This is a genomic window from Chromobacterium sp. Ag138 (genome assembly GCF_055181315.1).
This window is the reverse complement of record NZ_JBUPWA010000001.1, coordinates 1,336,986-1,348,874: the sequence shown is the minus strand read 5'-3', so window position 1 is coordinate 1,348,874 and position 11,889 is coordinate 1,336,986. Positions and strand designations below refer to the sequence as shown.

Annotated in this window: 6 protein-coding genes, 1 rRNA gene and 1 other annotated feature; of the genes, 3 read left to right on the top strand and 4 right to left on the bottom strand. The window is 63.1% G+C overall.

Annotation, left to right across the window (positions count from 1 at the left end):
• The first annotated feature begins 100 nt into the window (after positions 1-100).
• Positions 101-366: a sequence feature (23S ribosomal RNA rRNA prediction is too short), on the top strand.
• A 136-nt stretch (positions 367-502) separates the two neighbouring features.
• Together rrf and ACY3GB_RS05905 are read left to right on the top strand one after the other, a co-directional pair.
• Positions 503-617, top strand: a 5S ribosomal RNA gene (gene rrf / locus ACY3GB_RS05910).
• A 257-nt stretch (positions 618-874) separates the two neighbouring features.
• The gene (locus tag ACY3GB_RS05905; RefSeq protein WP_463087932.1) at positions 875-3,055 is read left to right on the top strand and encodes an ATP-binding protein; all 2,181 of its coding nucleotides are present in this window, start codon (positions 875-877) and stop codon (positions 3,053-3,055) included.
• Position 3,056: 1 nt separating this feature from the next.
• On the opposite strand, the gene ACY3GB_RS05900 is transcribed toward ACY3GB_RS05905, so the two are convergent.
• From ACY3GB_RS05900 to ACY3GB_RS05885, 4 genes are all read right to left on the bottom strand, one after another.
• Entirely contained in the window at positions 3,057-4,052 is a 996-nt protein-coding gene (locus ACY3GB_RS05900; RefSeq protein WP_463087931.1) for a GlxA family transcriptional regulator, read from the bottom strand.
• 133 nt (positions 4,053-4,185) lie between these two features.
• Positions 4,186-4,917: an ABC transporter permease gene (locus ACY3GB_RS05895; protein ID WP_463087930.1), complete on the bottom strand. Its 732-nt coding sequence runs from the start codon at positions 4,915-4,917 to the stop codon at positions 4,186-4,188.
• Entirely contained in the window at positions 4,914-5,600 is a 687-nt protein-coding gene (locus tag ACY3GB_RS05890; RefSeq protein ID WP_021475741.1) for an ABC transporter permease, read from the bottom strand. Before ACY3GB_RS05890 ends, ACY3GB_RS05895 begins: the two co-directional genes overlap by 4 nt.
• An 81-nt stretch (positions 5,601-5,681) precedes the next feature.
• The gene (locus ACY3GB_RS05885) at positions 5,682-6,446 is read right to left on the bottom strand and encodes an ABC transporter substrate-binding protein (protein ID WP_463087929.1); all 765 of its coding nucleotides are present in this window, start codon (positions 6,444-6,446) and stop codon (positions 5,682-5,684) included.
• Positions 6,447-6,922: 476 nt separating this feature from the next.
• Here ACY3GB_RS05885 and ACY3GB_RS05880 point away from each other — a divergent pair, with 476 nt between their 5' ends.
• The gene (locus tag ACY3GB_RS05880) at positions 6,923-11,731 is read left to right on the top strand and encodes an NAD-glutamate dehydrogenase (RefSeq protein ID WP_463087928.1); all 4,809 of its coding nucleotides are present in this window, start codon (positions 6,923-6,925) and stop codon (positions 11,729-11,731) included.
• The last annotated feature ends 158 nt before the right edge of the window (positions 11,732-11,889 follow it).

Sequence of the window (11,889 nt, the reverse complement as noted above, 5' to 3'; positions counted from 1 at the left end):
GCTGTAGCCGGTCCCAAGGGTATGGCTGTTCGCCATTTAAAGTGGTACGTGAGCTGGGTTCAAAACGTCGTGAGACAGTTTGGTCCCTATCTGCAGTGGGCGTTGGAAGTTTGACGGGGGCTGCTCCTAGTACGAGAGGACCGGAGTGGACGAACCTCTGGTGTACCGGTTGTCACGCCAGTGGCATAGCCGGGTAGCTAAGTTCGGAAGAGATAACCGCTGAAAGCATCTAAGCGGGAAACTTGCCTGAAGATGAGACTTCCCTGGAGGCTTGACCTCCCTGAAGAGTCGTTCGAGACCAGGACGTTGATAGGTCGGGTGTGGAAGCGCTGTGAGGCGTGAAGCTAACCGATACTAATTGCTCGTGAGGCTTGATCCTATCATTTGAGTGGCTTAGCGAGGCTAAGTGACGAGAGTGGATGTGCGACGTACATCAAATACCGAATATATGCGGGCTGGTTGAATACCAGCCCAGGCTTCTTCAAGTTTGTGCCAGTTTATGTCTGGTGGCCTTAGCGAGGTGGTCCCACGCCTTCCCATCCCGAACAGGACCGTGAAACGCCTTAGCGCCGATGATAGTGTGGCATTCGCCATGTGAAAGTAGGACACCGCCAGACGCCCCATACGCAGAACCCCAGCTCAGACGAGCTGGGGTTTTTGCATTGCGCGCGCGAAATGCGCCCCCCAGCCCCGACCGGTTACCGGCGGGGCTGCGGCGTTTGTGGGGGGGGAATGTCGATATAGTGTGAATTCTTGGACAGATTGTCCAGCTTATGTCGTTGCGGGAGATCTGCATTTTTGCAAAAATGCGCAGCAGATATTTTATGCAGCACATATTATTCAAAATGTCGAATTAACCCCTAGGGCGGAAGTCTTGAGCAAATTCAAGGGCGGCGGGTGGCTGCTGTTCGGCGCGGTCTGGCTTGCCTGCTCGCTGCTTGTGATGGCGCAGTGGGGCGTGAGCGAGTATCGCCGCTTGCAGGACGGCTTCGAGTTGGCCGCGCATCAGGCGTATGCCGGCGTGGCCAGGCGGCTGGACCAGAACGAGTCGGTGCTGTCGGCGATCGACGCGCTGCTGTTGTCGCGCGAGCCGTTTGACGGGGCTGCCGTCGGCGCCTTTTCCCGCGAGATGCTTCCCCGTTATCAGCAGTTGTACGCCATCCAGTTTCTCCGCAATGTCTCCTCCGATAATCGGGTGGTTTTCCTGAGGGAGATGGAGCAACGCTTTGGCGAGACTTTCTATATCCGCGATTTCGATGTCGTGGGTCGGCGCAGCTGGCAGCCCGCTCCCGTGCGAGCCCAGTCTCTCGTCGTCTCGATGATAGAGCCGGATTTGCCGGCAGCCAGCCCCGTTTATGGTTACGACATGCTTGGCGATGCCTATTTCGCTCCGGAGTTGCGGCGGGCGATCTCCGGCGGGCAGAAGGTGTCATCTCGCCCCTTCGAGCTGTATGACGGTGGTGGGCGGGCCTATCTGCTGATGCAGCCCTTGTTTCGAGACTCGCAGTCGCCAGGCAGGAAGCGGCTGGCCGGCATGGCGGTGCTGGTGGTGTTCTGCGATCGGCTGTTGCAATTGCCGGTCGATGCCAGCCTGTCCAGCAATCTGGATTTGGCCTTGCTGGCCAAGGAGGGCGGGCATGAGCTGTTGTATGAGCGGCTTCATCGAGTGGCCGAGCATGATTGGTGGCCGGTCGTCACCCGGTTGGAGGCGAAGCTGCCGCTGAACAGCGAGGCGCAGCCATTCGTGCTGGGCGTTGCCCAGGATGTCCGCCTCAGTGATCTGGCGTTGTTGCCGCTGCTGTTGAGGGAACTGTTGCTGACGCTGCTGCTGGCCGCCGCCGGCCTGATCTATTCCCAGCGCATGGCCTTGCGCAGGCAGCGCAGCCTGGCGGATGAGGAGCTGTTTCTGCAGAGCGAGCGCGCGTCAGTGACCTTGAATGCGATTCACGACGGGGTGGTGATCCTGCGCCAGGATCGCAACATTGAAATGGCGAATCCAATGGCGCTGAGGCTGGTGGAGATGCCGGCCGAAGAGGTGCTGGGCCAGCCTTGCCACGAGGTGTTCCGGCTGTTGGGCGAGCTGGCCTCTGAGTTCGCCGAGGATCCGATAGGCGAGTGCTTCCGCACCGGCCTGCCGGTGGAGCTGCAGGAAAGAATGCAGCTGACCACCGCGCGGGGCAAGGTGCACTTCGTAGAGGGCGGCGTCGCGCCGCTGCTGTCCCGAGACGGCGTGCTGATCGGCGTGGTGTGCGCGCTGCGCGACATGGGGCCGCTGCGCCAGCGCACGGCCGAAGCGCTGGAGGCCAGCGAAACCCGGGTCAAGGAGCACCTGGAAAAGCTCTCGCACGTGGCGCGGCTGCACACGATGGGGGAGATGGCTTCGGGCATCGCGCATGAGCTCAACCAGCCGCTGACCGCCATTTCCAATTATTGCCAGGCGGCGATGCAGATGCTGGAGGGCGTGGACGACGCGCCGCCGCAGGTGCATTCGGCGCTGAAGCTGGCGGTGGCGCAGGCGGGCCGGGCCGGGGAGATCATCAAGCGGCTGCGCGCGTTGGTCAGCAAGCGGGCGATCGAGACGCGGCTGATCGACGTCAACCAAGTGGTGGGCAACTGCATGTTCCTGGCTGAATACGATCTGCGCGAGCGCGGCATCGAAGTGGTGCAGCTATTGTCCGGTTACTCCATCCCGGTGATGGCGGACAGCATCCAGCTGGAGCAGGTGGTGCTGAACCTATTGTCCAACGCGATGGACGCTTTGAAGGACGAGCCGCCGATGAAGCGGCACGTGATCATCCATACCCGGCGCGAGGGACGGAAGGGAATTCTGGAGGTGAGGGATACGGGGCGGGGGATTACTCCCGATCTGCTGGAAGTGCTGTTCCATCCGTTTTTTTCCACCAAACCGCACGGCATGGGCTTGGGCTTGTCGATCTGCCAGACCATCGTCGAACAGTACGGCGGGCTGATCTCGGCCGAAAACATACCGGCCAGCGGCGCCTGCTTCCGCATCGAGCTGCCGCTGGCCTTGCAGGCGGAGCGGCAGCTGAGCTAGTTCAGGATGCGCGTGTCAGCGCGCCGGGCAGGGCGCGTTGGGCGCGCTCTTCGCGCGGCGTGATGTTGAAGTGGTTGCGGTAGGTGCTGGAGAAGTGCGGGCCGCTGGAGAAGCCGCAGGCCAGGCCGATCTGGACGATGGATTTGCTGGTCTGCTGCAGCAGTTGCCGGGCGCGGCTCAGGCGCAGCTCCAGGTAGTATTTCGACGGCACCGTGCCCAGGTATTGCTTGAACAGCCGCTCCAATTGCCGGCGGGACACGCCGACGTAGTAGGCGATGTCGTCGGTGGACAGCGGCTCCTCGATATTCGCCTCCATCAGGCTGACCGCTTCGGTCAGCTTGGGCTGGCTGCCGCCGATGCGGGTGGCCAGCGGGATGCGTTGGCGCTCGTTGCCGGGACGGATGCGCTCCATGCTGAACAGCTCGGACAGTTGGGCGATGAACTCGTGGCCCTGCCGTTTTCCCACCAGGTCCAGCATGAAGTCGAAGGTGGCGGCGCCGCCGGCGCAGCTCAGGCAGCGGCCCTCGCTCTCGTACAGATTGGACGTGACGATCACGTCCGGAAATTCCTCGGTCAGCCGCGCGATTTCACGCCAGTGTATCGTCGCGCGCTGTCCCGCCAGCAAGCCGGCGCGGGCCAGCCAGTAGCTGCCGCAGCCTATGCCGGCCAGCGTCATCTTGTCGGCGTTGCCGCCTCCCAGGGCCTTGCTCAGATCTTCCAGCGCGAAATCGTTGACGATCTCGTCGGCCAGGATCAGCAGGTAGTCCAGCTTGGGCGCGTAGGACAGCGGCAGGTCCACCGCCAGCTTGATGTCGTTGGACAGCTGCACCGGCGCGCCGTCCAGCGACAGCAGCAGCGTTTCGTACAGGCGCTTTTCCGCCAGCAGATTGGCGTGCGTCAGCACCTCGGAAGCGCTGGCGAAGTCGGCCATCGAGGCGTGGGGCAGGAGCAGGAAGCCAAAGCGCAGGGCTTTGCCGGTTTGGGGCGGGTGACCCATGGTGTGATTGTCTGTGTCAGTTGGCAAAAATGCCGCCATGGCAGGCAAGCCTGGCATGGCGGCGTTATCTCGCCCTGCATTGTACGATTTATTTCGGCGGGCCGGCACAATATTGTTGCCGGCCCGCGCGGCCTCACTGCTTGCGGGGCGCGAGGAAGGCCAGGTAGCGGCGCTCGGCCCGCTTCATCAGCCAGACCAGGCCGAAGGTGAGGGCCAGGTAGATCAGCGCGGCGGTGAGGAAAGGCTCGAACGGCATGTAGCTTTCGCTGTAGATGCGGCGGGCGACGCCGGTCAGGTCTGCCAACGTCACCAAGCCGGCGATGGCGGTGCTCTGCAGCATCATGATCACTTCGTTGCTGTAGGCGGGCAACGCGCGGCGCAGCGCCGACGGCAGCACGATGCGGCGCAGCATCAGCCATTGGCTCATGCCCATCGAGCGGGCCGCCTCGATTTCGCCCCAGTGGGTGGCGCGGATCTGGCCGGCGATGATTTCAGTGGTGTAGGCGGCGGTGTTCAGCGTGAAGGCCAGTATCGCGCAGACATAGGCGTTCTGCAGGTATTGCCAGGCCCAGCTGTCGCGCACCCAGTCGAACTGGGCGAGGCCGTAGTAGATGATGAACAGCTGCACCAATAACGGCGTGCCGCGGAACACGTAGCCGAACAGCCACACCGCGCCCGCCAGCGCGCGGCTCTTGGAGACGCGGGCCACCGCCAGCGGGACGGCCATGGCCAGGCCCAGCAGCAGGGACAGGCCCAGCAGCTCCAGCGTCAGGATCAGGCCGTCGGTGCTGGAAAGCATCGGGCCGCCGTCATGGGCGCCGAAGAATTCCGGCAGCCGCTCGATAATCAGTTGGGGATCGATCACAGTCCGCTCTCCTTGGCGCCCATCGAATAGCGTTTCTCCAGCCAGTGGAGCAGCAGGTTGGATACGCCGGTGACGGCGAGGAACAGCGCGCCGACGACGACGTAGACGTCGAACGGCTGCTGGGTGGCGGATTTGGCGGCGTCGGCGCGGTACATCACGTCATTGAGGCCGATCACCGACACCAGGGCGGTGGATTTCACCAGCACCAGCCAGTTGTTGGAGAAGCTGGGCAGCGCGTAGCGCACCATCTGCGGCAGCTGGATGCGGAAGAACACCCGCAGCGGCGACATGCCGTAAGCCAGGCCGGCTTCCATCTGGCCCTTGTGCACCGCCATCATCGCGCCGCGGAAGGTTTCCGTCATGTAGGCGCCGAAGATGAAGCCCAGCGTGGCGACGCCGGCGGCGAAGGGGTTGATGTCGGGACTCTGCCAGCCGAAGTAGCCGCAGATGTCGTTGAGCGCCATCTGGGCGCCGAAAAACAGCAGGAACATCCACACCAGGTCGGGAATGCCGCGCACCACGGTGGAGTAGAATTCGGCCAGCAAGGTCAGCGGACGGGAGTGGCTGGACTTGAACAGCGCGCCGACCAGGCCGAGGGCGACGGACACGACCAGCGAGGTGCCGGCCAGTTTCAGAGTCAGCACGCCGCCTTCGAGGATGCTGGGAAGGTAGCCTTGAAGCATGGAGCAATCTCGAAAAAGGGGATTGCCGACGCCGGCGCGCGGGAAGCGCGCCGGGTCGTATCGGGTGGTTCAGTTCAGGGCTCAGCCGCCGTAGATGTCGAAGCTGAAGTACTTGTCCTGGACTTTCTTGTAGGCGCCGTCCTTGCGGATCTGATCGATGGCCTTGTTCAGGCGTTCGACCAGCGCCTTGTTGCCCTTCTTGACGGCGATGCCGCAGCCCGGGCCGAAGTATTTGACGTCGGAGTAATTGGGGCCGACGAAGCTGTAGCCCTTGGCCTGGGTGGTCTTCAGGAATTCCTGCTCGCCGACGGCGCTGTCGACGAACACGGCGTCCACGCGGCCGGACTTCAGGTCCAGGAAGGATTCAGGCGACTTGGCGTAAGGCACGACGGTGGCGCCGTTCTTGCCCCAGTAGTCCTTGGCGAACTTTTCCTGGGTGGACGCGCGCAGCACGCCGATCTTCTTGCCCTTCAGGCTGGCGGCGTCCACCTTGGTGCCGTCCTTGGCCACCATGCGGCTGGCGATGTTGTAGTACTTGCGGGAGAAGTCCACCGCCTTCTGGCGCTCCGGCGTGATCTGCATCGAGGAGATGATGGCGTCGAACTTGTTGGCGTTCAGCGCCGGGATCAGGCCGTCCCAGTCCTGGGGCACGATCTGGCAGGTCACCTTCATCGCTGTGCACAGCGCGTTGGCGATGTCGATGTCGAAGCCTTGCGGCTTGCCGTCGGCGCCTTGCTTGGAGAAGGGCGGGTAGTTGAGATCCACGCCGATGCGCAGGGTTTCCGCCTGGGCGGACAGGGAGGCGAGCAGGGCGATGCCGGCGCTTGCGATCAGGGCTTTTTTCATGATGTTGCTTCTACTTCTCTCTCGTTGGCCGCTGGCGCGATGCGCAAGCGGCCGGCTTGTAAACCCCGCACCGGAGGCGACGTTAATGTTCCGATCCGGGCCGTTTTGTGTTCTGAATTGACCAACGGTTTTTGCGATAGCCAACAGTAAGCGGCTGATTTGGTCAATCCCCACAAGCAAGTGCGCACATTCTACCTTACTTTTGCGAACAAATGGAAATATCATAAAAATCAATAGGTTACGACGTTATTGTTCGATGATCTACAATGCGTGCTGTTACGAGATTTGTGTAATTGTCCGTCGCTTTGCTGTAAGGTGTCGGCTGGATTTTCGGGCGGCTTATGCGCCTGCGTTGTTGCCTCTGGGATAGGCGTGGCGCTTTTTGTGTAAGTGCATGTCGCATTAAGGAAATCCGGCCGGGGTGGCGCTATCTACAATGCCCCGACAACCTCCCTGCTCACAACAAGAGAAGCTAAATGTCGCTTACCAACAAGACCGAACTGGCCAGCCTGATCGCTGATATTCAGGCAGTGGCCGAGAGCAAGCTTTCTTCCAAGGAGACCCAACGACTCGCCGCCTTCTTCCCGATCTATTTCGAAGAGACCGAACACGCCGACCTCAGGCAGTTCTCCTCGCTCGATCTGTTCGGCGCAGCGATGGCGCACTACGAGTTCGCCGGCAAACGCTCTGCCGGACAGGTCAAGTGCCGCATCTACAACCCCGATTTCGAACGCGACGGCTGGCAAAGCACCCACACGGTGATCGAAGTGGTGAACGACGACATGCCGTTCCTGATCGATTCGATCTCCATGCTGCTGTCGCGCTACAACCTCAATCTGCATCTGCTGGTCCATCCGGTGCTGGCGGTTGCCCGCGACAAGAGCGGCGTGCTGGCCGAGGTGAAGCGCACCGAGGATCGCAGCCTGCCGCTGGAGTCCTTCATCCACGTCCAGATCGACCGCATCAGCGATGCCGAACTGCTGGCCAAGCTGGAAGCCGAGCTCAAGCGCGTGCTGGCGGATATCCGCCTGGTGGTCACCGACGAGCCGAAAATGCGCGAAGTGCTGGCCAGCATCGGCAAGGACCTGGCCAAGGTGAAGGGCGAGCGCGCCGCCGAAGCCAAGGAAGCCGTGGCTTTCCTCGACTGGATGGCCGCGCGCAACTTCCTGTTCATGGGCTATTGCGATTACGATCTGGTCAAGCGCGACGGCAAGGACAGCCTGAAGATCGTCAAGGAGTCCGGTCTTGGCATCCTGAAAGAGCAGGGCGACAAGGAATACTCGGCCAGCTTCGAACAGCTGCCGCAGGAGCTGCGCGAGCTGGCCCACCTGCCGCAGCTGATCATCCTGAACAAATCGCAGACCCGCTCCATCATCCATCGCCCGGCCTATGTCGACTTCGTCGGCATCAAGCGCTTCAACGACAAGGGCCAGGTGATCGGCGAGCGCCGCTTCCTGGGACTCTATACCGCCAGCGCCTACCAGGCTTCGCCGAAGGACGTGCCCATCCTGCGCCAGAAAGTGGCGACCGTGGTGTCCAGCTGCGACTTCGTCGACGACAGCTACAAGTCCAAGACCCTGGGCTTCGTGCTGGAAAGCTACCCGCGCGACGAGTTGTTCGAAATCCCGGCCGAGGTGCTGGGACCGATCGCCGAAGGCATCGTCAGCCTGCAGGAACGCCCGCGCGTGCGGCTGTTCGTCCGCGCCGACCGCTACCACCGCTATGTCAGCAGCCTGGTCTATGTGCCGCGCGACAGCTTCAGCACCGAAGTGCGGCTGAAGATCGAAAAGGTGCTGATGAACGCCTTCAACGGCGCCAGCGCCGAGTTCAGCGTGCAGATCGGCGACGGCACCCTGGCCCGCGTCCATTACATCATCCGCACCGCATCCGCCAAGCTGCCTGAATTCCACGCCGCCGACATCGAGGCCGAAATCGCGCGCCTGGTGCGCGGCTGGAGCGAAGAGCTGCACCAGCAACTGGTGGAAGCCCACGGCGAAGAGCGCGGCAACGGCCTGTTCAACCGCTACAAGGATGGTTTCCCGCTGGCTTACCGCGAAGAGTTCGCGGTGCGCAACGCGGTGCTGGACGTCCAGCACCTGGAGGCGATCTGCGCCGAACAGCCGCTGGCGATGAAGCTGTACCGTCCCTTCCACCGCGTCGGCGCGGCCTTCAATCTCAAGCTGTTCCGCGAAGGCGAGCCGCTGGGCCTGTCCGCCAGCCTGCCCATTCTCGAGAACATGGGCGTCAAGGTGCGCGACGAGCATCCATACTGCGTGAAGCGCGCGGACGGCAGCCAGGTGTGGATCAGCGACTTCGGCCTCGACGTCGGCGGTTTCGGCGAGCAGATGGCGCAGGATCAGGTGCAGCATGACTTCCAGGAACTGCTGGCCCAGGTGTTCGCCAAGCGCTGCGAAAACGACGGCTTCAACCGCCTGGCGCTGGTGGCCGGCCTCGACTGGCGCGAAATCTCGCTGGTGCGCGCGCTGGCCAAGTATCTGCGCCAAGGCGGCCTGACCTTCAGCCAGGCTTACATCGAGCAATGCGTCGCCAATTACCCGGCCATCACCCGCAGCCTGGTTGAGCTGTTCTACGCCCGCCTGGACCCGGCTGGCTTCGACGACGACAAGGCCGAGCTGCTGCTGGCCGCCGTGCGCGGCATGCTGGATGGCGTGGCCAACCTCGACGAAGACCGCATCCTGAACGGCTTCCTGGCCGTGATCCTGGCTACCCGCCGCACCAACTTCTGGCAGAAGGCGGAAGACGGCCACTTCAAGTCCTACATCTCGTTCAAGCTGGAATCCAGCCAGATCCCGTTCCTGCCGCAGCCGCGCCCGATGTTTGAAATCTGGGTGTACAGCCCGCGCGTGGAAGGCGTGCACCTGCGCGGCTCCAAGGTGGCCCGCGGCGGCCTGCGCTGGTCTGACCGGATGGAAGACTTCCGCACCGAAGTGCTGGGCCTGGTGAAGGCGCAGATGGTGAAAAACTCGGTGATCGTGCCGATGGGCTCGAAGGGCGGCTTCGTCGGCAAGCAACTGCCGGCGCCGTCCGAGCGCGAGGCCTTCCTGGCCGAGGGCATCGCCTGCTACAAGATCTTCATCTCCGCCTTGCTGGACGTCACCGACAACCTGGTGACCGGCCAGATCATTCCGCCGACCGACGTGCGCCGCCTGGACCCGGACGATCCGTACCTGGTGGTGGCCGCCGACAAGGGCACCGCCACCTTCTCCGACATCGCCAACGGCATTTCCGAAGCTTACGGCTTCTGGCTGGGCGACGCCTTCGCCTCTGGCGGCTCCGCCGGCTACGACCACAAGGGCATGGGCATCACCGCCCGCGGCGCCTGGGAGTCGGTGAAGCGCCACTTCCGCCATCTGGGCATCAACACCCAGGAGCAGGATTTCACGGTGATCGGCATCGGCGACATGGCCGGCGACGTGTTCGGCAACGGCATGCTGCTGTCCGAGCACATCTGCCTGAAGGCGGCGTTCAACCACCTGCACATCTTCCTGGACCCGACGCCGGACGCGAAGAAGAGCTTCGCCGAGCGCGCGCGCCTGTTCAATCTGCCGCGCTCCAGCTGGGCGGATTACAACCGCGAGCTGATCTCCAAGGGCGGCGGCATCTTCGAGCGCAGCGCCAAGTCCATTCCGCTGTCGCCGGAAGTGAAGGCGTGGCTGGAAACCAGCAAGGACAGCATGGCGCCGAACGAGCTGATCCATGAGATCCTCAAGGCCAAGATCGACCTGTTGTACAACGGCGGCATCGGCACCTACATCAAGGCGTCGACGCAGAGCCACGCCGACGCCCGCGACCGCGCCTGCGATCCGGTGCGCGTCAACGGCAACGAGCTGCAAGCCCGCGTGGTGGCCGAAGGCGGCAACCTGACGTGCACCCAGCTGGGCCGCGTCGAGTTCGCGCTGGCCGGCGGCCGCATCGCCACCGACGCTATCGACAACTCCGCCGGCGTGGACTGCTCCGACCACGAGGTCAATATCAAGATCTTGCTGGGCGCGGTGATGCAGGCCGGCGACATGACGCTGAAGCAGCGCAACGAGTTGCTGGCCGAGATGACCGATGAAGTGGGCCAACTGGTGCTGCGCAACAACGTGCTGCAGACCCAGGTGCTGGCGATCAAGCGTCTGGAAGCCGCGTCCATGCTGTCCACCCATGCGCGCATGATCGCGCACATGGAGAAGACCGGCGAGCTGAACCGCGAGATCGAGTACCTGCCGTCCGAAACCCAGATCAACGAGCGCCGCCTCGCCCGCCAGGGCCTGACCGTGCCGGAGATCGCGGTGCTGCTGGCCTACAGCAAGATTTCGCTGGACCAGGCGATCCTGGCCACCGACGTGCCGGACGACAAGGACTTCCTGCCGGTGCTGGTCAACTACTTCCCGAAACCGCTGCAGCAGCGCTTCGGCAAGCAGATGGAGCAGCACCAGCTGCGCCGCGAGATCATCGCCAATCAGCTGGCCAACCAGATCATCAACCGCATGGGCACCACCTTCGTGTTCCGGATGCAGGAGGAGTCGCCGTTCTCCGCCGCCGACATCGCCCGCGCTTGGTGGATCGCCAGCCGCGTGTTCGACGCGGAAAGCCTGTGGGGCCAGATCGAGGCGCTGGACAACAAGGTGCCGGCCGATCAGCAGATGCAGCTGATGGTGCTGGTGCGCACGCTGGTGGAGCGCGTGACCCGCTGGGTGCTGCGCAACAAGCGTCCGTTCGGTTCCGTCAACGCGGTGATCGAGCAGTACGCGTCCAAGGTGCAGGGCCTGCTGGCGCAGCTGCCCAAGCTGATTCCGGCCGCCGACTACCCGGCGGTGGCCGCGCTGGAGCAGCGCATCGCCCACGCGAATCTGCCGCAGCCGCTGGCCCAGGTACTGGCGCGCCTGGAGTTCGCGGTGCCGCTGATGGACATCATCGAGATCGGCGAGGGCAGCAAGCTCAAGCTGGAGCAGGTGGCCGCCAACTACTTCCAGCTGGGCAGCGCGCTGCAGCTGGACTGGCTGCGCGACGCCATCACCGGCCTGCCGCGCGACAACCGCTGGCAGTCGCTGGCCCGTTCGGCGCTGCGCGATGACTTGTACAGCGTGCACCGCAATCTGGCACGCCAAGCGCTGGAAGGCGCGTCGGCGGCGGACTTCGCCTCCAAATGGCTGGTCAATCGCCAGGGCGCGGTGGAAATCTGCGGCCAGATGTTCGCCGAGCTGCAGTCGTTCAGCGCATTGGACCTGGCGATGCTGTCCGCCGGCATGCGCGAGTTGAACAATCACCTGCTGGCCTGATGCCGATGCCCTGACAATTCCGGCCGGGAGGACGGAATGAAAAACGCCGCGAGGACTCCTCGCGGCGTTTTTGTTGATATTGCCGGAATGCCGGGTTTACATTGGTTTTGTGGATTTTAGTAGCTCAAATGTCACTGAAATTGTGTATCTTTGCCGAT

What these genes read in the sequence shown, in the direction of transcription:
- ACY3GB_RS05900 (WP_463087931.1), bottom strand. Translation starts at nt 4,052, where the DNA reads ATGGGTCACCCGCCCCAAACCGGCAAAGCCCTGCGCTTTGGCTTCCTG.
- ACY3GB_RS05890 (WP_021475741.1), bottom strand. Translation starts at nt 5,600, where the DNA reads ATGCTTCAAGGCTACCTTCCCAGCATCCTCGAAGGCGGCGTGCTGACT.
- ACY3GB_RS05885 (WP_463087929.1), bottom strand. Translation starts at nt 6,446, where the DNA reads ATGAAAAAAGCCCTGATCGCAAGCGCCGGCATCGCCCTGCTCGCCTCC.
- ACY3GB_RS05880 (WP_463087928.1), top strand. Translation starts at nt 6,923, where the DNA reads ATGTCGCTTACCAACAAGACCGAACTGGCCAGCCTGATCGCTGATATT.